Consider the following 19,169-nt stretch of genomic DNA (forward strand, 5'->3'; position numbering starts at 1 on the left):
TCAGGCGGACTTCCGCAGCACGAGGCGCGTCGGCGTCACCACGGACGCCGGCGCGCGGCCGGCCGGCGCGCCCCGGTCGTCCCGCGTGTCGTCGAACAGCAGCCGCGCCATCAGCCGTCCCATCTCCTCCGTGTCCTGCCGGACCGTGGTCAGCGGCGGATCGGTCGCCTCGGCGATGGACGCGAGGTCGTCGAACCCGACGACGGCCACGTCCTCCGGCACGGCGCGCCCGCGTTCGCGCAGCACCTGGAGCGCGCCGGACGCCATCTTGTCGGAGGCGACGAAGACGGCGTCGAGGTCGGGGCACCGGCCGAGCAGCACGGCCATCGCGTCGGCGCCGCCCTCCCGGGAGTAGTCGCCCTCGACGACCATGCGGGGCGGGGCGTCCGGGAGCACGTCGCGGTAGCCGTCGAGGCGGTCGAGCGACGACACCTGGTCGAGCGGCCCGGTGATCGTGCCGATGCGCCGGCGCCCGAGCGACCGCAGGTGGCGGACGGCCTCGGCGGCGCCGCCGCGGTCGTCCGCGCCGACGTAGGTGTGGCCGCGCCCCCAGCGGCCGGGGCCGAGGACCGGGCGGCCGCCGAAGACGGCGGGCAGGTCGAGCCGGTCGATCATGCCGGGCAGCGGGTCGTCGGCCCGCAGCGAGAACAGCAGCGCGCCGTCCACGTGGCCGCCGCTCAGGAAGTGGGCGACGCGCGCGTAGTCGTCGTCCTCCTCGACGAAGAGGAGGACGAGCTGCGCCCCGTGCCGCAGGAGTTCGCCGCGGATGCCGTGCAGCAGACCGTCGAAGACGGGATCGACGAAGAGGCGCCGTCTCGGCTCGGTCACGACGACGGCGACGGCGCCGCTGCGGTGGGTGACCAGGCGGCGCGCGGCCTGGTTCGGCACGTAGCCGAGCTCGGCGACGGCCTTCCGCGCCCGTTCGGCGACCTCGGCGCTCACCCCCGGCTCGCCGTTGATCACCCGCGAGACGGTGGAGCGTGACACACCCGCGCGCCGCGCCACGTCCTCCAGAGTGGGGCGGCGCACGCTTGATCGTTTCACCAACGCGTTTCTCCGATGCGGAGCAGTTCTGTTCCGTTCTGTGGGAACGGTAACCGGTCCGTGTTACGGCATGCGTAAAACGGGGATCAGCCGCCGGGTGTGCGGCGTACGACGAGGTGGCGCGCGAGGACGTCGAGGGCGTCGACGACCTCGCGCAGCTCCCGCGGGTCGCGCAGTCCGGTGGCGGCGGCGAGCGCGTCGTCCACGTCCGCCGCCCGGATCTCGGCGACCCGGGCGGACGGCTCGGCCGCGGCCCGTACCAGGACGCGGCGGCGGTCGCCGGGGTCCGGCGCGGTGGTGACGGCACCGGCCGCCCGCAGCCGGGCGACGGCGGTGGAGATCTGGCTCTGCGGCAGCCCGGTGCGCGCGGTGATCTCGCCGACGGTGGTGTCGGGGTGGGCGGCGATGTCGCTGGCGGCAATCAGCGTGGTCCGGGCGCTGCCGGGGTGGGCGCCCGCGCCGCCCGGCGGTTCGGGCATGGCGTCCTCACCGATCTTCATGAGCGCGCGGCCCAGCAGGAAGAGGTCGACTCCGTTCATCCGCCGAATGTACATCGACATCGATCCATCGGTATTGATGTATCTAATTCGATGGACTAGGGTTGCCACCGCCCCACCACCACGAGACCGAGGAGCGACCCCATGCGACAGCGCATCTCCCCCGCCGCCGGCACCCTCGACGCCCCCGGCGCCCACCTGTACTACGAGGTGCGCGGCACGGGTCCCGTCCTGCTGATCGGCCAGAGCGGCGAGGGCGGCGCCGACCGGACCGCCGACCTCGCGGCGCGGCTCGTCGACACCTTCACGATCGTCACGTACGACCGGCGCGGCCTGTCCCGCAGCCACCCGCACGACCCCGCGCGCACGACGGCGCTCACCGAGCACGCCGACGACGCGGCCCGCGTCCTCGCCGCCGTCACCGACGAGCCGGCCGCGATGCTCGGCTGCAGCATGGGCGCCGTCATCGGCCTGCACATGACGGTGCGCCACCCCGGCCGGCTCCACACGCTGATCGCCCACGAACCCGTCGCACCCCGCCTGCTGCCCGACACGGCGGCGCGCACCGCCCACGAGCGCGAACTCGTCGCGATCCAGAAGACGTACGAGCGTTCCGGCCTCGCCGCCGCACTCGCGGAGATCGCCCACGCCCTCGGCATCGACCCCGCGGGGCCGGACAACGAGCCCGATCTGACACCCCAGCCGATCGACGCGCGGCGCCGCGCCGACTTCGACCGCTTCATCCGCCACGACTTCACGGCGGTCCTGCGCGACACCCTGGACACGGCCGCCCTCCGGCACGTGCCCACGCGCATCGTCCCGGCCGTCGGCCGCACGACCCCCGGGGAGGTCTTCGACCGCCGCTGCGCGTACGCCCTCGCGGACCTGCTCGGCACGGCGGTCGTGGACCTGCCGGGCGGCCACAACGGCAGCACGAGCCACCCGTCGGGCTACGCGCTGCGGCTGCGCGAACTCCTCGGCGCCGCCACGGCGTGAGACGCCGTGGCGGCGGCCCGGGTCACAGGAGTTCGCAATCCTCGCTGTCGTCGACCCGCACGGCCTCCAACGCGCCCCACGGCACGTCGACCATCGTCCTCGGTGAGATGCACTGCGCCGATCCGCTGGCGTGGAGGATCCACACGGTCTCCGTCCGCATGTTGGCGACCTCGATCGGCGCCGCCAGCGGCTCGTCGAAGTACGTCCACGGACCGACCTCGTCGAACTCCAGCACGGTCACGTTGTTCTTGATCAGACACAGGGATGTGGACGGGCAGGACGCCTGCGCCCCGGCCTCACCGGCCGAGGCGGTCACCGAGGCGCCGGCGACCAGGGCGCCGGCCAGCGACAGAACGGTTCCCGCGCGCAACAGTCCGGACTTCTTCACATTGCCTCCCGAAGCTCGCCCGGAATCCTCCCCCGGCCCTCAACGCGCGTCAATATCCCCGACGTTGCCGGTCAGGCCGCGGACGCGTCGAGGATGCCGCCGAGCGCCGTACGCGCCCGCACCAGGTCGTCGATGCGGGAGTCGAGGTCGGCGAGCCGCGTCCTGACGTGGTCGATGACACACGCCTGCACCCCCGAGCCGTCGCCGGTGAGACAGGGCATCAGCTCGCGGATGACCCGGGTGGGGAGCCCGGCCGCGAGCAGGGTGCGGATGCGGGCGACGGTCTCCGGGGCGTCCGGCGCGTAGTGACGGTGACCGCCCTCGCTACGGCGGGACGCCAGCAGCCCCTGCTCCTCGTAGTACCGCAGCAGGCGGACGGCGACGCCCGTCGTCCGGGACAGCTCCCCGATCTTCATGTGACCCACCCCACAGGCATCCGGCTTGAAACTCACACCGATGTCACATCCTACGGTCGGGGACATGACGACGACAGCGACGGTCACGCCCGTCTCCCTCTACGGTTTCCTCACCCCGAAGCCCGGCCACGCCGCCGCCCTGCGGACGCTCCTGACCGACCTGGTCGAACCGTCCCGGCAGCACGCGGGCAGCCTCGAGTACCACCTCCACGAGCAGGAGGACGGCCGGTTCTTCCTGTACGAGGTGTGGCGTTCGCGCGAGGACCTCGACCGGCACAACGCGACGCCGCTGCTGCGGGAGTTCATGGCGGCGGTGGGCGAGCACCTGGACGGCGCGCCCGAGGCGTACACCGGCACGATGCGCAGCCCCCACCCGGCGGCCTGACGGCGATTGCGCCGCGCATCGACCCGATCGAAAAGAAGCGTTTCCGAAGCGTTTCCGAAGAACCGTGGTCCAGCATGGTCGCGCGATCCGCGCACCCCCAGCACTGGAGGTACTGACATGGCCACCACGACCACCTCGACCACGTCCACCGCCGCCGGCCGCGAGGCCGCCCTCCTGCGCGACGCGCTGGTCGTGCCCGTGCGCATGAGCCTCGGCTGGCCGGCCGCCCGCAGCTCCGACGAGCTGGTGGCCGCCGTGCGCGGCACCCGCCGCTGACCGGCCGCACCGATCACTCCGCACCACCCGTACCGGCCGGCTCCGGGCGCCCACCGCGCCCGGGGCCGGCCGTGTCAGGAAGAGGTACCGGTCCTTTGACGACCACGCCCTTCTCCTTCCGCGCCTGCTTCGACGGCGCCGTGCCGCCCACGGCCGCCGACCCCGCCGCCCTCGGCACCGCGCCCTTCCGGGCCGTCTCCCACTGCGAACCGCTGCGCGCCGCCTCGGGATTCGGCTGGTACCTGTACCCGCCCGTGGACTGCTTCCTCAAGTGGGACGGATCGTCGTTCCGCTGGCTCGCCGAGGGCTGGTCCGACTGGCTGCCGCTGACCGACGTCGCCGCCGGGACCATGCTGCGGCTGCTCGGCGGTGACCCGCCGGACGACCCCGTCCTCGGCCTGCCGGTCCTCTCCGCCGCTCCCGAACCGGGACTCCTGCAGGTCTGGACCGGCCTGATCGCCAGGACCCCGCCGGACTGGAGCCTGCTGGTGCGCTCCGTCCCCAACCTCCCGGGCAGCCTCACGTACGAGGTGCAGGACGGGCTGATCGAGACGGGCTGGTGGCACGGCCCGCTGGTGGGCAACCTGCGCTTCCGCCGCAGCGACGAGGTGGTCAGGCTCTCCCGCCGCTACCCGCTGTTCGCCGTCCAGCCGGTCCCGGCCGAGGCGTACCGGCCGGAGACGCTCGGACGGTTCGAGTTCGTCGCCGCCGACGACGACAGCCTCCCCGAGTCCCGCGGCATGGTCGCCGACGCGCTCGCCGTACGGCGGGAGGACAGGCCCGGCGGCTACCGCCGCGAGGTGTCGCGCCGCCGCCGCGCGGCCGCCTGCCCGGTGGCGCCGCCCGCCGACGAGGAGCCGGCGCCCCGTTCCTGACGGGCCGCCGCCCCGGGAGCGCCTGTACGGTGGGGCGCGCCGCGCCGGGCAGGGCCGCCCGGACCGCCGCCGAGTCGAGTCGAGGCCCGCACGATGCACTACCGGATCCTTGGCCCCGTCTCCCTCACCGGCCCCGACGGCGACCTGCCGCTCGCCGGGCCGAAGCGGCGGACCGTCCTCGCGGCGCTGCTCATCGACGCGGGCCGCGTCGTGTCCGACCAGCGTCTCTCCGACCTCCTGTGGGGCGACGACCCGCCGCCCAGCGCCCGCGGCCAGATCCAGGTCCACATCTCGGAGCTGCGCAGACTCGTCGGCCGCGACACCATCGTCCGCCGCCCGCCCGGCTACCTGATCAGCGTCCGGCCGGGCGAACTCGACCTGCACGTCTTCGACGACGCCGTGCAGCGGGCCAGGGCCGAACTCGCCGACGGCCGCGCCGGGCCGGCGACCGATCTCCTGCGGGACGCCCTCGCGCTGTGGCACGACCCGCCGCTCGGCGGGGTGACGGAGCCGCTGCGCGCACTGGAGGGTCCCGGGCTCCACGAACGGCGGCTCGGCGCGCTGGAGACCTGGTTCGGCGCCAGGCTGGACGCGGGACTGCACGCGGAATCCGTCGGCGAGCTGCGCCGGGCCGCCGAGCGCCACCCGTTCCGCGAACGGCTCACGGCCCAGCTCATGCTCGCGCTGCACAGGTGCGGGCGTACGCCCGAGGCGCTCGCCGCATACGCCGCCACCCGTGCCCGGCTGCGGGCCGAAGTGGGCGTGGAGCCCGGCCCCTTGCTGCGCGACACGCACGCGGAGCTGCTGCGCGGCGCCCAGCACGGGACGCCCGGCGGCAGCGCGGACCACGGCGTCCTGCCCCGGCAGCTCCCGCCGCAGCCGCCGTCGTTCACCGGCCGGGACAGCGAACTGGCCCGTCTCGACGGCCTGCTCGCCGCCACCCCGCACCCCCTGCCGCCCGTGGCCGTCGTCGGCGGCGCCGGGGTCGGCAAGACGGCGCTCGCCCTGCACTGGGCGCACCGGATACGCGACCGGTTCCCCGACGGCCAGCTCCACGCCGACCTGCGCGGCTCCCGGCCGGGCGAGGCACCGCTCGACCCGGCCGACGCGGCGGCCGGGTTCCTGGAGGCGCTCGGCATACCCCCGTCGCACCAGCCCGCCGACGGGCGCGCCCGGCTCGCGCTGTTCCGCAGCGCGCTGGCCGGCCGGCGCGTCCTGCTGCTGCTGGACGACGCGCGCGACGCGGAGGCCGTCCGGCCCCTGCTGCCCGGCCGGCCCGGCTGCCTCACGGTGGTGACGAGCCGCGACCGGCTCGCGGCGCTGGTCGCCGCCGAGGGCGCCCGGCCCGTCCCCCTCGGGCCGCTGCCGCCGGCCGACGCGCGGGACCTGCTGGCCCGCCGGATCGGCGCGGACCGGGTCGCGGCCGAGCCCGCGGCGGCCGAACGGCTCGCCGCGCTGTCCGCCGGGCTGCCGCTGGCCCTGGTGGCCGTGGCCGCCCGTGCCGCGCTCGACCCGGACTTCCCGCTGGACGCGCCGGCCGGTGGGGCCGGCGGCCTCCTGGACGTGTTCGAGCACGGCGATCCGGCGGCCGGCGTCCGGGCGGCGTTCGCCCGCTCGTACGACGCCGCCGGCGCGGACGCGGCCCGGCTCTTCCGGCTGCTCGGCCGGCACGGCGACCGGCCGGTGACCGTCGCGTCGGCCGCCGCCCTGCTGGGCGAGCCGGAACACCGCGCGCGTGCCCTGCTCGCCGAACTGACCCGCGTCCACCTGCTGACCGAACACCGCCCCGGCCGGTACGGCCACCACGCCCTGCTCCGCGCCTACGCCGCCGAACTGGCGCGCGGGGATTGTCAGTGGTGATCGTTAGGGTCGGCCGTACCGATCGACCGAGGAGTACGGACCATGCGACCGCCGGCCGAACTGCACGACGTCCCCTGGCACACCCTGACCCACGCCTACGGCCCCGCCGACGACGTCCCCGAGCTGCTCGGCGCGCTGTACGACGAGGACGGCGCGGCGGCCGACGAGGCGATCCACGAGCTGTTCGGCACCATCCACCACCAGGGCACGGTGTACTCCGCGTCGGCGCCCGCCGTCCCCTTCCTCGCCCACGCCGCGCGGCACGTCCCGGACCGGGCCGACCGGGTGCTGATGCTCATCGCCGCCCTCGCCGGTCACGACCCGGAGGACATCGACGCCCCGTACTGGCCGGACAGCCCGACCGCCGCCGTCTGCGCCGAACTGTGCCGCCTCCTCCCGGACCTGCTGCCCTGCCTCGACTCCCCCGAGCGGCCGGTGCGCCGGGCGGCGCTCCGGGTGGTCGCGGCCGTGGCCGGGCTGCTCCCGCCCGGCCCGCGCGCGGCGGCCACGGCCCGGATCGACGCCCTGTACGCCGGCGACCCCGTGCCCGCCGTGCGGGCGGACGCGGCGGTCGTCCTCGCCCGGTTCGGCCGGGAGGTGGCCGCGCTCGACAGCCCGCTGCCGGAGGTCAGGCTGGCCGCGGCCGTCCTCGCCGCCGGGCGCCGGGAGCCGCCCTGGCCGGCCGGGCTGGTCGGGGTCATCGCCGCCGACGGCGCCGAACCCGACCCGGGCGACGACGACTTCCCCTGGTCCGGCGGCGAGACGCGGGACGAGGCCCTCACCCGCCTCCTCCTGCGTGACCCGGACGCGGGGCTGACCGTGGCCGGGCAGTGGATCGCGGCCGGGGACCTCGGCTTCCGCGGTTCGTGGCTGGCCGAGGAGATCGCGCGGACGTGGCGGGACCGGGAGCCGGCGGTCGTCGGCCTGCTGCTCGCCGCCCTGCCGCACCGGAGGGACGCCCGCTCCCTCGCGCACGGCCTGCGCACCGTCGGGCACTGGGCCGCCCTCCTGCCGGAGCCGGGCGCCGGCCTCCGTGACGCGCTCCACCACCACGCGCGCGCGGAGGACGGCGAGGTGGCCGTGCCCGCGCTCCTGGCCCTCGCGCGGGCCCGTGATCCGCGCGCCCTCGGCCTGCTGCCGGCCCGGCCCGACGCGCAGGCGCTCCGGTCGGCGGCGGCGTCCTTCCCCGGGGCCGCCGACCGCCTGATACCGGTGATACGCCGCGAGCTGGCGGCGGGCGCCACGGGGAACGAGGGATCCGCCCTGGTCGACGCCCTCGGCGCGTTCGGCGCCGCCGCCCGCGCCGCGCAGCCCGAACTGCTCGACTGCCTGCGGACCCGCCGCGCGCCCGTCGCCGCCGCGCGCCTGCTGGGGCTCCACGGCACGCCGGAGCAGGAGGTCATCACCCTGCTGGCCGAGGCCACGGGGAGCGCCGAGCCCGCGCTGCGCGCGGCGGCCGCCGCGGCACACCACCGGCTGACCGGCGACGCGGGACCGGCGCTGCGCACCTTCGACGACCTGCTCACCTCGCCGGGTCCGACGCACTGGCACCTCGACGCCCTCCACCCGCTGGGCGCCGCGGCCGTACCGCTGCTGCCCCTCGTCGAGCCCATGCTGACCTCCGGGTACGAGTGGACCCGGGCGGCGGCGGCCGAGGCGCACCACCGGATCACCGGTTCCCCCGACCGCGCCGTCCCCGTCCTCACCGGACTGGTCGGGGCGACACCCGTCGGCCTCCGCGCCCTGAGAGCCCTGGCCGCCGCGGGTGACATACCCGGGGAGCTGCGGCCCGCCCTCCGATCCTTCGCGGACTCCCCGCGCCGCGTGCTCGGCGACTCCCTCCCCTTCGACGAAGGCCATCCGGACGAGGACCTCCGCGCCCTCGCCCGCACCCTCCTCGCCACCGGCTGACGCATCCGGCTCATGCAAGGAAAAGAAAGTGGCCCGGACAACGCCGCGCCCCACGGAAGGCGTAACGGCTATTCATTCAAAAAGCCGTTCCACGGGCCGGAATTCGGCGCGACGAGATAGGGAATCAGCCCGCTTCACCGCTCTGACCTGCACGCTCTCCGCAATCCTGCGGCGAATCCCACCCCGGCACCGACACTGATCGCCGTCACAGCGCACATTCATGGTTTCCTCATATTGCCCGTGCAGACTGAGCCCCATGCACGGACACAAGCCCCGCTCGCCCCAGGCCGAGCACACGCGTCGTTGGTTCATGAACAAGGCACTGCTCGCCGGCGGCGTCGCCGCGGTGGCGACCATGACCGGCTGCTCCACGGACTCCTCCGACACGTCGAGCACGTCCGCGGCCACGGACTCCCCGAGCGGCATGCCGTCCGGCGGTCCCGGCGGCATGGGACCCGGCGCCGAGGAGGTGAAGTACGCCGACTTCGTCGGCCTCACCACGGACGGCACGGTCGTCGACGACCTCTACTCGATCCACTCCACCGGCGTCTCCACGGACGGCACCGTCACCGCGGCCCAGCGCTTCCTGGACGCGCTGTCGTCGAGCGAGCGCCGCTCGTGCACCTTCGAGATCGACGCGGACGAGTGGCTGGCCTGGAGCAACGTCGACGGCTACGAGCGCGCCGGCGTCCGGATGGGCGACCTCACCGACGAGCAGCGCGAACTCGGCTACGCCCTGCTCGGCGAGGCCCTGTCGGCCGACGGCCTCGAACAGTCCCGCAACATCATGAAGCTCAACGCGTTCCTCGGCGACTACAACGGCGGCGGCAAGGAGACCCTCACCGAGGGGCACTACTTCTTCACCTTCATGGGCACCCCCTCGACCACGGACCCATGGGGCTTCCAGTACGAGGGTCACCACCTCGCCATCAACTACTTCGTCCTCGGCGACCAGGTCGTCATGACCCCGACGTTCATGGGCTCCGAGCCCACCTCGGCCACCTACGAGGGCGAGGAGATCACCCTCTTCACGAACGAGACCGAGGCCGGCCTCGCGCTGCTGCGTTCCCTGAGCAGCGCGCAGCAGGCCGAGGTGATCGACTCGGAGACCGGGAAGAGCGGCACGGACATGAAGGCGGGCGCCGGCCAGGACAACCTCGAACTGCCCTACGCCGGCCTGGCCGGCTCGGAACTCGACTCCGCCCAGCGGGAGAAGCTCCTCGACCTGGTGCGCGTGTACGTCGGCTACATGGACAGCGGGCACGCCGAGGTGCGGATGCGGGAGATCGAGGACCACCTGGACGAGACGTACTTCTACTGGCTCGGCGAGACGGACGACGACTCGGCGTTCTACTACCGCGTCCACAGCCCGGTCGTCCTCATCGAGTACGACGCCCAGTCGCCACTCGCCTACAACACCGGGGACGACGCCTCAAGCAGCGGCGCCCCCGGTGGCGGCATGGGCGGCATGGGCGGGGAGCCGACGCAGCAGCACATCCACACCATCATCCGCACACCCAACGGCAACGACTACGGGGTGGACCTGCTCAAACTCCACCTCGCCACCGACCACTGAGGCGTCACTGCTGCTGGACCGGGGGGCAGTAGCCGGTCTCCTCACCGATGGAGTTGATCTCGGCATTCGGCCGCGTGTCCCCGGCGTAGTTGATCTGGTCCGTGCACTCCATGCCGGGCTCGCGGGGCGTGCCCGCCTGGTCGTCGGCCACCTGCGGGTCGGGGCAGGTACCGGTCTCCTCACCGATCGAGTTGATCTCCGCGTTCGACCGCGGGTCCCCCGTGTAGTCGAACTCGTCCGTGCAGCTCACCTCGGCGTCCCCCGAAGAACCCGCCTCCGAACCACCCACCTGCGGCTCCGGGCACGTACCGGTCTCCTCACCAATGGAGTTGATCTCCGCGTTCGACCGCGGGTCCCCCGAGTAGTCGAACTCGTCCGTGCAGCTCACCTCGGCGTCCCCCGAAGAACCCGCCTCCGAACCACCCACCTGCGGCTCCGGGCACGTACCGGTCTCCTCACCAATGGAGTTGATCTCCGCGTTCGACCGCGGGTCCCCCGTGTAGTCGAGCTGGTCGGTGCAACTGGCGTCGGAGCCGGTCTCCTTGGAGTCGGTGGCCGTCGAGGACTCGGCGGAGGCCGAGGTGTCGTCGGAACCGCCGCCGTCACAGGCCGTCAGCGCGAGGCAGGCGGCCACAGCGGCTGTGGTGAACACCGAGATCTTCCGGACGCGCATGCTGTCTTCCTCCGTGTGGGGGTGCCCCGCTCTGTTCGAACGGGCAGTACGACCCACCAGACGTTGCCCCGCCTGCCCCAGTTGCACGCCGGCTCCTCTCAGGACACGCCCGTGACATGCGGGTCGAAGGACTGTGAACTGGGCTCGTGACTCCACCCACGCGTAAACGCGCGGGCTTCCTGTGTCGGCCGTCTCGCGGGGCCGTCTGGAGCGCGCCTGCGAACACGGCCGGTGCCGGCTGACCGTCCCGAACCGGCGCCCCGTCAGCCCTCCTTCAGCCGGTCGAGGAAGAACGCCCTGACGTCCTCGGCGAACAGCTCCGGGACCTCCATCGCCGCGAAGTGGCCGCCGCGGTCGAACTCCGACCAGTGCCTGATGTCGTACAGCCGCTCCGCCAGGGGCCGCACCGACAGCGTGATGTCGTGCGCGAAGACGGCCACGCCCAGCGGCACCCGGCACCGCGGCGCGTTCCCCCGCGGGTTGTCGCGGTGGAACCGGCCCGACGAGGCCGCCGTCGCGGTCAGCCAGTACAGCGAGATGTCGGTGAGCATCCGGTCGTCGTCGACCGGCGTCGCCGGGTCGGTCCACTGCGCGAACCGCTCGGCGATCCAGACGAGCTGGCCGACCGGCGAGTCGGTCAGCGCGTAGCCGATGGTCTGCGGGGTGAGCGCCTGGAGGGCCTGGTACGGCGGGCGGTTCGCCATCAGCCGCCGGACCGTGTCCAGCCGGGCCTCGTCGGCCGCGGAGACCTCGACGTCGGGGTCGGGCCTGGTCGGCAGGTAGTTGACGTGCACGCCGACGACGTGTTCCGGCGCGGCGGCGCCGAGCGCGACGGAGATGCCGGCGCCGAAGTCGCCGCCCTGCGCGCCGTAGCGCTCGTACCCCAGGCGGCGCATCAGCTCGGCCCAGGCGCGGGCGGTCCGGGCCGCGTCCCAGCCGCGTTCGCTGGTCGGCCCGGAGAAGCCGAAGCCGGGGATGGACGGGATCACCAGGTGGAAGTCGCGCGAGAGCGGCTCGATGACGTCGAGGAACTCCAGGAACGAGCCGGGCCAGCCGTGCGTGAGGACCAGGGCGAGCGCGTCCGGCCGCGGGGAGCGGACGTGGACGAAGTGGATGGTCTGGCCGTCGATCTCGGTGGTGTAGTGCGGGAGTTCGTTCAGCCGCGCCTCCTGGGCGCGCCAGTCGTAGCCGGTGCGCCAGTACTCGGCCAGCTCCTTGAGGCGCGCGAGCGGGAAACCGTAGTCCCATCCGGCGCCGGCGACCTCGTTGGGCCAGCGGGTGCGGGCGAGGCGGTCGGCCAGGTCGTCCAGGTCGGCCTGGGGGATGTCGATGCGGAACGGCGTGATCATGGCGTCGGCTCCAGGGGAGGACTCGTCCGCCGACAGAACGTGCGACGGGCTAACGTTTGACCCCCGAACAGTAACACAATCATTAGAGCGCCAAACGATTGTTAGACTCGCCGCATGGAGACCCCTTCGCAGAGGACGGCCCCCGCCAGGTGGGAGGGCCTGCCGAGCTGGCTGCTCACCCAGACCGGCCACCACGCGCACCGCGTGGTGGCCGACGGGTTCGCGTCCGTCCAGTCCCGCGGCTACCACTTCCGCACCCTGGCGGCCCTTGAGGACTCCGGCCCCGCCAGCCAGGCCGACCTCGGCCGCCGCAGCGGCATCCACCTCAGCGACATGGTCGCGACCCTCAACGAACTGGCGGAACGCGGCCTGGTCGAGCGCGCCCCCGACCCCGCCGACCGGCGGCGCAACATCATCACGCTCACCCCCGCGGGCAAGCGTCACCTGCGGCGCCTCGACCAGCGGCTCGCCGCGAGCCAGGACGAACTGCTGGCACCGCTGTCCCCCGACGAACGCCGCCGGCTGACCGGGCTGCTGACCAAACTGCTGGCCCACCACACCCGGCACACGGCCGACACCCCCGAGGAGCCCTGACAGCCGGCGCCCGTCAGGCCCGCACGACGTCGTACGTCAGGTGCGTCGCCGTCGAGGTCGGGACGACGTCCCGCTGGACCAGTGTGCGCGGTGCCCTGCCGGTGAGCAGCGGCGTCCCGGCGCCCAGCACCACGGGCGCGAGGTGCAGCGTGAGGCTGTCGACCAGGCCCGCGTCCAGCGCCGAGCCGACCGTGGCGCCGCCGCCCATCAGGACGACGTCCAGGTCGGTGCCGCTGTCCGACGACGCGGCCTCGGCGCGCCGGCGCGCGATCGCGACGGCGTCGCGCAGTCCCGTCGTGACGAACGTCCAGTCGAGGTCGTTGAGCCGCACCGCGCGCGGCGGCGCGCCGGTCAGCACGATGAACGCGGGCCTGCCGACCTCGCCCGCGCCGTAGCCGGTGGCGTCGCTCCAGCCGTTCGGCCCGTCCACCACGTCGAAGAGCCGGCGGCCGAGGACGACGGCGCCCGACCGGGCGGTGGCCTCGCGCAGCACCCGCCGGTCGCGGGGGTCGTCGGAGAACGCCCAGTGGTGCAGGGCCTCGCCACCGGTGCCGAGACCGTCTGCGGGACCGGGGTCGGGTCCGGTGACGAAGCCGTCGAGGGAGACCGAGATGTCGGCGACGATACGAGTCATGCAGAGCAGACCAGCGCCGCCGCCCGTACTCATCGGCAGCCCCGCGTCAGCGGCGCAACCGGGTGTTGAGCCGGGCCGCCCGGCGTATCAGGTGGTCGCGCTCGGCGAGGTCGGACGCCTTGCCCGCGGCCTCCGCGTACAGCCGCGCCGCCGTCACCAGGTCACCGTCACGCTCGTGGAGGTGGGCGGCCACCGCCGTGTGGCGGGGCAGTGACGCGTCCAGCGCCGCGAGCGCGGCGAGGCCGGCGCGCGGCCCGTCCGCCTCGCCGACGGCCACCGCCCGGTTGAGCCGGACGACCGGGCTGTCGGTCAGGCGCACCAGTTCGTCGTACCACTCGACGATCTGCACCCAGTCGGTCTCGGCGGCGGTGGGCGCGTCGGCGTGCAGGGCCGCGACGGCGGCCTGGGCCTGGTACTCGCCCAGCCGGTCGCGGGCGAGGGCCGCCTGCAGGATCGCGACGCCCTCGGCGATCGCCGCGGTGTCCCACCGGCCGCGGTCCTGCTCGGCGAGCGGCACCAGACTGCCGTCGGGCGCGCTCCTGGAAGCGCGCCGGGCGTGGTGGAGCAGCATGAGGGCGAGCAGCCCCGCCACCTCGGGGTGGTCCGCCCGCGCCGCGAGCTGCCGGGTGAGCCGGACGGCCTCGGCGGCGAGGTCGATGTCGCCCGAGTAGCCCTCGTTGAAGATCAGATAGAGGACGCGCAGCACGGTGGTGACGTCGCCCGGCCGGTCGAACCGCGCGCCGGCCACGGTGCGCTTGGCCCGGCTGATGCGCTGCGCCATGGTCGCCTCGGGCACCAGGTAGGCCCGGGCGATCTGGCGGGTGGTGAGGCCGCCGACGGCGCGCAGGGTGAGCGCGATCGCGGACGACGGGGTCAGCGACGGGTGGGCACACAGGAAATGGAGCCGGAGCGTGTCGTCCACGGCGGGCGCCGGCCCGGGCGGCGGTTCCTCGTCGGCGATGTCCTCGCGCCGGCGGCGGGCGGCGTCCGCCCGGGTCGCGTCGAGGAACTTGCGCCATGCGACGGTGACCAGCCAGCCCTTCGGATCACGCGGCCGGTCGGCCGGCCAGACGCGGAGTGCCTCGACCAGCGCGTCCTGCACGGCGTCCTCGGCCGCCGCGAAGTCGGCTCCGCGGCGGACGAGGACGGCGAGGACCTGCGGCGTGAGGCTCCGCAGCAGGGCCTCGTCCATCAATGGCACTCCGTGGCGGCGGACGATGCGGCCAGGAACGGGCGGACCTCCAGCCACTCGTGGATCGGCTTCCCGCCCGCGCCGGGGGCGGCCGACAGCTCCCCGGCCAGCTCGACGGCGCGCTCGCGGCTGTCGACGTCGATCACCATCCAGCCGGCGATGAGGTCCTTGGTCTCGGCGAACGGGCCGTCGGTGACCGGCGGGCGCCCCTCGCCGTCGTGGCGGACCCACATCCCCTCGGGGGCGAGCGCCTGGCCGTCGACGAACTCGCCGGACTCCTCGAGCCGCGCCGCGAAGTCGTTCATGTACCGCATGTGCGCCGAGATCTCCTCCGGTGTCCACCGGTCCATCGGCACGTTGTTGACCGGGTCGGGAGCGCCGCGGTAGTGCTTCAGCAGCAGGTACTTGGCCATCGTGGTTCTCCTCCGCGTGGATGCGACCCATTGTGGTCGCGTTCACAGCGGGGACGGAGCCACCCGCCGGTTCTCGACATCACCGGCGGACTTTTTTTTCGCGGCCGGACCCGCCCGCGTCACCCGGCCCGGCCGCGCCCGTACTCGGCGAGCGCGTGGAAGGCGGCCTTGGGTTCCCAGGGCAGGCCGGGGCGCGCGGTGCCCGTGCCGCCTGCGGCGTTCACCCTGACGATGCCGAAGGACGCCCTGTCGAAGTCGCGCTCGGCGCTGTCCGCGTCGTGCGGCAGGTCGTAGCGGGCGAAGGTGTAGACGAAGGCCGCGTCGATCCCCGCTCCGTCGAAGACGTCGAGGAGGTCACGCAGGTACGCGGCCTGCTCCCGCTCGTCGCGGTCGACCGTTCGGTTGAACCGCACCGGGCGGGCGTCCCCGTCCCAGTCGACGACCGCGTCGCCGCGGCTGGCGAGGGCCGCGGCGCCGTGGAAGGAACCGCAGCCGAACTCGGTGACGGCCGCCGGTCTGCCGTGCGCCGTCAGCGCCCGCAGCCCGCCCGCGAGCCGGTCCGCGTTCTGGTCGTCGCGGTAACCGGCGTCGGTGGCGACGATGTCGAACGGTGTCCAGTCGACGCCCTCGAACGGCAGCGACGCGTACCCGATCCGGCCGGAGAACTCCGCCCGCACGGCGGCCACCGCCCTGCCGAGAAAGGCGTTCACCGCGGCGGGGAGGGCGGGCAGGGCGGCACGGAACCGCTGGGGGTCGGACAGCAGGGCGGCCCGTTCGGTGAACGTGTCGCCGGGCAGGAAGCCCGAGGTGAAGAGCGATATCTCCGATCCGGTGAGGAAGACGACCTCCGCGCCCGCGCGCCGCAGCTTCTCCGCACGCCCGGCGCTGTCGACGAGGAAGTCGAGGAGTCCGTCCTGGCTGAGCCCGTTGGTGAACGGGCAGTACCAGACCTCGAGTCCGGCCTCGGCCGCGAGCCGGGCGGCCGTCTCCAGCCGGTCGCGGTCGCCGCCGGTGATCCGGACCGCGTCGCAGCGCAGTTCGTCGCGGATGACCCGCATCTCGCGGCCGACGACGGCCGGGTCGAAGGGTTCGCGGGTGGTGGTCCCCGCGCTGGTGAAACCGGTGTCGAAGTTGATGCCGAAGACGCGCATGACGCCCCTCTCCACGGACGGACCTTTAGGGTACGCACCGTACCCTATGGCTCGTCCGCGGGTACGCCGCGTACCGTAGGAGGCCGAGCGCGCGACGAGAGGGAGCAGGCAGTGCCGGAGTCCACGGACACGGGGCGGGGGGCCGGGGCTCCCCGGCGGCGCGGCACCGTGCTGGAGGACGCGATCCTGCGGGCGGCGGCCGAGACGCTGCGGGAGTCCGGCGTCCCGGGGCTGACCATGGAGGCGGTGGCCAGGCGGGCGGGCACGAACAAGAACGCGATCTACCGCCGCTGGCCCAACCGCGTCGCGCTCGGCGTCGCCGCGTACCGCCGCCTGACCGCCGACCGGACCACGGTGCCGGACACCGGCTCGCTGCGCGAGGACGCCCTCGAACTCCTGCGGCGCGCGAACCGGACCTGGTCGTCGCCCTACGGGGAGATCCTGCGCGGCCTCATCGCGGCGGCCGGCGGCACACAGGAACTGGTCACCCAGTTGCGCGACCCGGCGGCCGGCGACGACCCGCACCGGGCGGCATGGCTGACGGTGCTGGGCAGGGCGGTGGACCGCGGCGAGGCCACCCCCGAGGCACTGCACCCGCGCGTCGCATCCACACCCACCGCACTGCTGCGCGACGAATACACGGCGCGGGGCGCACCGTCCGTACCGGACGCCAACCTCGTCGAGATCATCGACGAGATCTTCCTCCCCCTGATCCACGGCCGCGCCGCATCCCGGGCATCGGTCCCGTCGCGCACGGGCGACGCCGCGCCGGACGACCGCTCACCGAAAATACGGAAACCGGAGTAGGCCCCGGCGCGATTCCCGGCGGAAGACGTGAAAGCACTACCCGGAGCAACCCGGAAGGCGCCGCCGGAACGCGGGACCTGGAACGGGGAGACGGCACGGGGGAATTGCGCATCGCTCCAGAGAACGAGGGACCTCCACAGCAGACGATCGCTCATTGGAGAATCACCGGGCCAGGCGGGACGAACGGCTTCCTTTCCACTGTTCCTGACCGCGTGCTCCTCCCGGCCGTTCATCGTCCGGGAGGAGCACGGGAGCACGTTCAGCCGAGGGGGTCGCCCTCGCCGCATTTCCCGTTGGCGCCCGTGTCGACCCGGTACCACCAGCAGGTCTCGGCCTCCCACGAACCGTAGGGCCACGTGGTGTACGTGCCGTTCTGGTCGTAACACCCGCGGACGCCGGTGATGCACACCGCGGCCCTGATCCCGTTGATGGAGGAGTCCGTGCTGCTGCGGGCCACCCCCCATGCCTGGTTGCCGTTCCGCAGGCGATGTAGGCCTGGGCGTCATGATGGTTGTGCGGATTGGTCGTGTAGTCCATCCACAACATCGCGCAATGGCCGTCCGCGGCCGTGTCGTGGACGTACCCGTTCATCTTCTTGGCGCCGTTTTCCGTGTAGTAGCTGGCGACGCCGTACACGCCGGTGCTGTTCAGGTAGTAATCACTGTCGGCCTGCGCCGTCGTGGCACCGATCAGCACGCAGGCGAGCGCCGCCGGAACCGGCGCCTTGAGAACCCAGGAACGCATGACAATGGCCTCCTGTATTCGACCCGATTCCAGCGAGCCTCACATGTCGCTCCGCACACTGACAACCACGAGGATCAGCCAAGTAGTTGATCAAGCGGCGCGCGGCCGCGCGCTGCGGATGTGTCCGGCCGGACGAGTACGGGTGCGTCCGAGAACGCGCGCAGTTTCCGGGAAACCGCCCGAACACCCGTGCCCCCGCACTACGCTGCCCGCAGTATCCGTTCCACGGGGGGACATCACATGCGGAAACGCACACTCACCGCTGCCGCGGCGAGCGGCCTGTTCGTCGCGCTCGCGGCATCGCCGGCGCACGCGGCCGACTACTACCGCTACTGCAGCACCACGGGCGCATCGGGCAGCATCGTGGTCGACGTCGAGTACAACGGCAACGCCGGCTACCCGGACTACTACGTCACCGCGGAAAGCGCCGTCACCGACACCTCCGCCGACGGGCACCACGCCCGCGTGCGCATGGTGATCGGCCTCAGCAACGGGACCAACGTCTACTCCGACTGGATCAAGGCCACCGGCGGGTCAGGCACCAGCGCGTACGGAACCCTCGAAGAGGGCGTCAACGGCACCTTCGAGAACGTCGCCGTCCAGGTCGCGCGGTACGAGGGCAGCACCTACCTCAACTCCTGCGTCACCTGGTCCTGACGACGCGCCGGCGGGCGACCGTCGTCGACTCATGGCACCCTTCGTGCCCGTGAGCCGCGGCGGTTGCCCACCGGCCGACCGTCATGCCCACAGGACGCGTGCGGCGAGCAGTGACTGCCAGGCCCAGCCGACGGTCAGCGCGCCGCGCTGGATCAGTCCGCCGAGGTCGGCCCATCGCTGGTCCTGGTCGAACGCGGCTCCCGCCAGCGCCGTCATCGCTGCGAACACCACACCACTGGCGACGGACCAGACCGCCCACGGCGCGGAGCCGGACGCTGCGAGCACGAAGCAGGCCAGGGTGAGGGCGAGGAATCCCCCGAGGGAGAACGCGTCGTGCAACGCCCCGACCCGGGTGTACTTCGGCAGCCGGTCAGGGGTGCCGGGCGGATAGCCGCTCACCGGATCGGTCCGGAAGGCACCCGCGCCCAACAGCCCGACGCCCCATGCGCCGATCAACAGGGCACCCCAGCGGGTGTACCCGTCGCGCCACAGCCCCACGGCGAGGAGCAGCGTCAGCGAACCCGCGAGGAGGAAGTTGACGGTCTGCACCCAGCCGGCGCGACCGAGCGCGAGTGAACTGACCGGATGCCGCAGGGGCCGGTAGTCGGCACGCCTGGCCCCTTCCCACAGATACACGGCGGTGAACAGAGGCCCGGCGGCCATCCCACAGACGAGCAGTGTTTGATTCCCCACCCTGCCAACCTAGGAACGGCACGGCCCACGTCAACCCG

General features: G+C 73.5%; 22 protein-coding genes. 10 read left to right on the forward strand and 12 right to left on the reverse strand.

The annotated features are described in order from the left end of the window. Together EMA09_RS12150 and EMA09_RS12155 are read right to left on the reverse strand one after the other, a co-directional pair. On the reverse strand, positions 1 to 1,029 hold the full coding sequence (locus EMA09_RS12150) for a LacI family DNA-binding transcriptional regulator (RefSeq protein ID WP_240796360.1): 1,029 nt from the start codon (positions 1,027 to 1,029) through the stop codon (positions 1 to 3). Positions 1,030 to 1,130: 101 nt separating this feature from the next. Next, positions 1,131 to 1,583, reverse strand: coding sequence for a helix-turn-helix domain-containing protein (locus EMA09_RS12155; protein WP_129841076.1), 453 nt, complete (start codon positions 1,581 to 1,583; stop codon positions 1,131 to 1,133). A gap of 102 nt (positions 1,584 to 1,685) precedes the next feature. Here EMA09_RS12155 and EMA09_RS12160 point away from each other — a divergent pair, with 102 nt between their 5' ends. Beyond that, positions 1,686 to 2,537 carry an alpha/beta hydrolase gene (locus tag EMA09_RS12160; RefSeq protein ID WP_129841077.1) on the forward strand — a complete coding sequence of 284 codons (852 nt, stop codon included), beginning with the start codon at positions 1,686 to 1,688 and terminating at the stop codon, positions 2,535 to 2,537. Between the two features lie 22 nt (positions 2,538 to 2,559). On the opposite strand, the gene EMA09_RS12165 is transcribed toward EMA09_RS12160, so the two are convergent. Beyond that, positions 2,560 to 2,925 carry a hypothetical protein gene (locus tag EMA09_RS12165; protein ID WP_129841078.1) on the reverse strand — a complete coding sequence of 122 codons (366 nt, stop codon included), beginning with the start codon at positions 2,923 to 2,925 and terminating at the stop codon, positions 2,560 to 2,562. A gap of 71 nt (positions 2,926 to 2,996) precedes the next feature. Further along, positions 2,997 to 3,341, reverse strand: coding sequence for a MerR family transcriptional regulator (locus EMA09_RS12170; RefSeq protein ID WP_129841079.1), 345 nt, complete (start codon positions 3,339 to 3,341; stop codon positions 2,997 to 2,999). 64 nt (positions 3,342 to 3,405) lie between these two features. Between EMA09_RS12170 and EMA09_RS12175 the strand changes: the two genes are divergently transcribed. The 6 genes from EMA09_RS12175 to EMA09_RS12200 all read left to right on the forward strand — a co-directional run bounded on the left by EMA09_RS12175 (position 3,406) and on the right by EMA09_RS12200 (position 10,224). After that, positions 3,406 to 3,726: a putative quinol monooxygenase gene (locus EMA09_RS12175; protein ID WP_129841080.1), complete on the forward strand. Its 321-nt coding sequence runs from the start codon at positions 3,406 to 3,408 to the stop codon at positions 3,724 to 3,726. A gap of 117 nt (positions 3,727 to 3,843) precedes the next feature. Next, on the forward strand, positions 3,844 to 4,002 hold the full coding sequence (locus EMA09_RS28345; protein WP_168220714.1) for a hypothetical protein: 159 nt from the start codon (positions 3,844 to 3,846) through the stop codon (positions 4,000 to 4,002). A gap of 95 nt (positions 4,003 to 4,097) precedes the next feature. Beyond that, positions 4,098 to 4,877 (forward strand): DUF6065 family protein, encoded by a 780-nt coding sequence (locus EMA09_RS12185; RefSeq protein ID WP_129841081.1) that lies wholly within the window; start codon positions 4,098 to 4,100, stop codon positions 4,875 to 4,877. A gap of 93 nt (positions 4,878 to 4,970) precedes the next feature. Continuing rightward, positions 4,971 to 6,737 (forward strand): BTAD domain-containing putative transcriptional regulator, encoded by a 1,767-nt coding sequence (locus EMA09_RS12190; RefSeq protein ID WP_129841082.1) that lies wholly within the window; start codon positions 4,971 to 4,973, stop codon positions 6,735 to 6,737. A 42-nt stretch (positions 6,738 to 6,779) separates the two neighbouring features. Then, positions 6,780 to 8,648: a hypothetical protein gene (locus EMA09_RS12195; protein ID WP_129841083.1), complete on the forward strand. Its 1,869-nt coding sequence runs from the start codon at positions 6,780 to 6,782 to the stop codon at positions 8,646 to 8,648. A gap of 256 nt (positions 8,649 to 8,904) precedes the next feature. Next, positions 8,905 to 10,224 carry a DUF3500 domain-containing protein gene (locus EMA09_RS12200; protein WP_129841084.1) on the forward strand — a complete coding sequence of 440 codons (1,320 nt, stop codon included), beginning with the start codon at positions 8,905 to 8,907 and terminating at the stop codon, positions 10,222 to 10,224. A gap of 4 nt (positions 10,225 to 10,228) precedes the next feature. Here EMA09_RS12200 and EMA09_RS12205 read toward each other — a convergent pair whose 3' ends face one another. Then, a complete protein-coding gene (locus EMA09_RS12205; protein ID WP_240796361.1) occupies positions 10,229 to 10,897 on the reverse strand; it encodes a hypothetical protein in 669 nt (222 codons plus the stop codon). A gap of 263 nt (positions 10,898 to 11,160) precedes the next feature. Next, entirely contained in the window at positions 11,161 to 12,246 is a 1,086-nt protein-coding gene (locus EMA09_RS12210; RefSeq protein ID WP_129841085.1) for an epoxide hydrolase family protein, read from the reverse strand. A gap of 114 nt (positions 12,247 to 12,360) precedes the next feature. On the opposite strand from EMA09_RS12210, the gene EMA09_RS12215 reads away from it, so the two are divergent. Beyond that, positions 12,361 to 12,840 (forward strand): MarR family transcriptional regulator, encoded by a 480-nt coding sequence (locus EMA09_RS12215; protein ID WP_129841086.1) that lies wholly within the window; start codon positions 12,361 to 12,363, stop codon positions 12,838 to 12,840. 13 nt (positions 12,841 to 12,853) lie between these two features. Here EMA09_RS12215 and EMA09_RS12220 read toward each other — a convergent pair whose 3' ends face one another. The 4 genes from EMA09_RS12220 to EMA09_RS12235 form a co-directional block, all read right to left on the reverse strand. Then, the gene (locus EMA09_RS12220; protein ID WP_129841087.1) at positions 12,854 to 13,474 is read right to left on the reverse strand and encodes a dihydrofolate reductase family protein; all 621 of its coding nucleotides are present in this window, start codon (positions 13,472 to 13,474) and stop codon (positions 12,854 to 12,856) included. Between the two features lie 46 nt (positions 13,475 to 13,520). Further along, positions 13,521 to 14,666 carry a DUF6596 domain-containing protein gene (locus EMA09_RS12225; protein ID WP_129841088.1) on the reverse strand — a complete coding sequence of 382 codons (1,146 nt, stop codon included), beginning with the start codon at positions 14,664 to 14,666 and terminating at the stop codon, positions 13,521 to 13,523. After that, positions 14,666 to 15,079 (reverse strand): YciI family protein, encoded by a 414-nt coding sequence (locus tag EMA09_RS12230; protein ID WP_129841089.1) that lies wholly within the window; start codon positions 15,077 to 15,079, stop codon positions 14,666 to 14,668. Before EMA09_RS12230 ends, EMA09_RS12225 begins: the two co-directional genes overlap by 1 nt. Positions 15,080 to 15,198: 119 nt before the next feature. Beyond that, positions 15,199 to 16,230 (reverse strand): hypothetical protein, encoded by a 1,032-nt coding sequence (locus EMA09_RS12235; protein ID WP_129843992.1) that lies wholly within the window; start codon positions 16,228 to 16,230, stop codon positions 15,199 to 15,201. A 111-nt stretch (positions 16,231 to 16,341) separates the two neighbouring features. Between EMA09_RS12235 and EMA09_RS12240 the strand changes: the two genes are divergently transcribed. After that, entirely contained in the window at positions 16,342 to 17,037 is a 696-nt protein-coding gene (locus EMA09_RS12240) for a TetR/AcrR family transcriptional regulator (RefSeq protein ID WP_206305940.1), read from the forward strand. Positions 17,038 to 17,296: 259 nt separating this feature from the next. Here EMA09_RS12240 and EMA09_RS12245 read toward each other — a convergent pair whose 3' ends face one another. Continuing rightward, on the reverse strand, positions 17,297 to 17,494 hold the full coding sequence (locus EMA09_RS12245) for a hypothetical protein (protein WP_129841090.1): 198 nt from the start codon (positions 17,492 to 17,494) through the stop codon (positions 17,297 to 17,299). A gap of 527 nt (positions 17,495 to 18,021) precedes the next feature. Here EMA09_RS12245 and EMA09_RS12250 point away from each other — a divergent pair. Then, a complete protein-coding gene (locus EMA09_RS12250; protein WP_129841091.1) occupies positions 18,022 to 18,438 on the forward strand; it encodes a hypothetical protein in 417 nt (138 codons plus the stop codon). Between the two features lie 81 nt (positions 18,439 to 18,519). Here the strand turns inward: EMA09_RS12250 and EMA09_RS12255 are convergent, their stop codons facing one another. Continuing rightward, positions 18,520 to 19,101: a DUF998 domain-containing protein gene (locus EMA09_RS12255; protein WP_129841092.1), complete on the reverse strand. Its 582-nt coding sequence runs from the start codon at positions 19,099 to 19,101 to the stop codon at positions 18,520 to 18,522. Positions 19,102 to 19,169: the final 68 nt, after the last annotated feature.

The sequence above is a fragment of the Streptomyces sp. RFCAC02 genome (genome assembly GCF_004193175.1).
Lineage (GTDB): Bacteria > Actinomycetota > Actinomycetes > Streptomycetales > Streptomycetaceae > Streptomyces.

What these genes read in the sequence shown, in the direction of transcription:
- EMA09_RS12155 (WP_129841076.1), bottom strand. Translation starts at nt 1,583, where the DNA reads ATGAACGGAGTCGACCTCTTCCTGCTGGGCCGCGCGCTCATGAAGATC.
- EMA09_RS12160 (WP_129841077.1), top strand. Translation starts at nt 1,686, where the DNA reads ATGCGACAGCGCATCTCCCCCGCCGCCGGCACCCTCGACGCCCCCGGC.
- EMA09_RS12170 (WP_129841079.1), bottom strand. Translation starts at nt 3,341, where the DNA reads ATGAAGATCGGGGAGCTGTCCCGGACGACGGGCGTCGCCGTCCGCCTG.
- EMA09_RS12175 (WP_129841080.1), top strand. Translation starts at nt 3,406, where the DNA reads ATGACGACGACAGCGACGGTCACGCCCGTCTCCCTCTACGGTTTCCTC.
- EMA09_RS28345 (WP_168220714.1), top strand. Translation starts at nt 3,844, where the DNA reads ATGGCCACCACGACCACCTCGACCACGTCCACCGCCGCCGGCCGCGAG.
- EMA09_RS12190 (WP_129841082.1), top strand. Translation starts at nt 4,971, where the DNA reads ATGCACTACCGGATCCTTGGCCCCGTCTCCCTCACCGGCCCCGACGGC.
- EMA09_RS12195 (WP_129841083.1), top strand. Translation starts at nt 6,780, where the DNA reads ATGCGACCGCCGGCCGAACTGCACGACGTCCCCTGGCACACCCTGACC.
- EMA09_RS12200 (WP_129841084.1), top strand. Translation starts at nt 8,905, where the DNA reads ATGCACGGACACAAGCCCCGCTCGCCCCAGGCCGAGCACACGCGTCGT.
- EMA09_RS12205 (WP_240796361.1), bottom strand. Translation starts at nt 10,897, where the DNA reads ATGCGCGTCCGGAAGATCTCGGTGTTCACCACAGCCGCTGTGGCCGCC.
- EMA09_RS12210 (WP_129841085.1), bottom strand. Translation starts at nt 12,246, where the DNA reads ATGATCACGCCGTTCCGCATCGACATCCCCCAGGCCGACCTGGACGAC.
- EMA09_RS12215 (WP_129841086.1), top strand. Translation starts at nt 12,361, where the DNA reads ATGGAGACCCCTTCGCAGAGGACGGCCCCCGCCAGGTGGGAGGGCCTG.
- EMA09_RS12220 (WP_129841087.1), bottom strand. Translation starts at nt 13,474, where the DNA reads ATGACTCGTATCGTCGCCGACATCTCGGTCTCCCTCGACGGCTTCGTC.
- EMA09_RS12225 (WP_129841088.1), bottom strand. Translation starts at nt 14,666, where the DNA reads ATGGACGAGGCCCTGCTGCGGAGCCTCACGCCGCAGGTCCTCGCCGTC.
- EMA09_RS12230 (WP_129841089.1), bottom strand. Translation starts at nt 15,079, where the DNA reads ATGGCCAAGTACCTGCTGCTGAAGCACTACCGCGGCGCTCCCGACCCG.
- EMA09_RS12235 (WP_129843992.1), bottom strand. Translation starts at nt 16,230, where the DNA reads ATGCGCGTCTTCGGCATCAACTTCGACACCGGTTTCACCAGCGCGGGG.
- EMA09_RS12250 (WP_129841091.1), top strand. Translation starts at nt 18,022, where the DNA reads ATGCGGAAACGCACACTCACCGCTGCCGCGGCGAGCGGCCTGTTCGTC.
- EMA09_RS12255 (WP_129841092.1), bottom strand. Translation starts at nt 19,101, where the DNA reads ATGGCCGCCGGGCCTCTGTTCACCGCCGTGTATCTGTGGGAAGGGGCC.